The organism is Vibrio sp. MEBiC08052, assembly GCF_001506075.1.
Lineage (GTDB): Bacteria > Pseudomonadota > Gammaproteobacteria > Enterobacterales > Vibrionaceae > Vibrio.
The window spans coordinates 1,888,659-1,889,583 of the sequence record NZ_KQ947475.1; the positions used below are offsets into that span (position 1 = coordinate 1,888,659).

At 57.3% G+C, this 925-nt stretch carries 1 protein-coding gene; it reads right to left on the reverse strand.

Features of this window, described 5'->3' with window-relative positions; genetic code table 11:
- On the reverse strand, positions 1-925 hold a 925-nt coding region (locus VRK_RS21255; protein WP_197413077.1), incomplete at both ends, for a VCBS domain-containing protein.

A 925-nucleotide genomic window follows, 5' to 3' on the forward strand; every position in this document is an offset into this window, starting at 1 on the left:
GTATCGGTCGCACCGCGATCATCGGTCACGGTGACAGGTACAGTAATCACCTGTTTTTCACCCGCGCCCAATGCGTCGTAACCGGAGGCATCAAAACTGTAAGTCCCGTCGGCATTGAGGGTCAGACCGGTCACATTGGACTCGGTGCTGAAGGTCAGACTGGCGTTATCAGGTAAATCGACATCGGTTGCCGTGATACTGCCGGTAATCGTCGCATCTTCGGCTACTACGGCCACAGCAGCCTGAGCCACCGGCGCATCATTGGTGCCAATCACAGTAATAGTTAAAGTGGTGGTATCCGTCGCACCGCGATCATCGGTCACGGTGACAGGTACGGTAATCACCTGTTTTTCACCCGCGCTCAGCGCGTCATAACCGGATGCGTCAAAACTGTAAGTCCCGTCGGCGTTTAAGGTCAGACCGGGGACGGTGGATTCTGTGGTAAACACCAGCGACTGACCGGCCGGTAAATCGACATCCGTCGCCGTGATACTGCCGGTAATCGTCGCATCTTCGGCGACGACGGCCACAGCGGCCTGAGCCACCGGGGCGTCATTGGTGCCAATCACAGTAATGGTTAAGGTGGTGGTATCGGTCGCACCGCGATCATCGGTCACGGTGACAGGTACGGTAATCACCTGTTTTTCACCCGCGCCCAATGCGTCGTAACCGGAGGCATCAAAACTGTAACTGCCGTCAGCGTTCAACGTCAGGCCGTCCACGGTGGATTCCGTGCTGAAGGCCAGCGTCGCATCCGCCGGTAAATCCACATCCGTGGCGGTCACACTACCAGTTATAGTGGCATCTTCAGTCACCGACGTGGTGGCTGCCTGTGCAACCGGTGCATCATTAGTGCCGGTCACAGTAATGGTCAGTGTGGTGGTTGCGGTGGCGCCCTGATCGTCAGTGACGGTTACCGGCACCT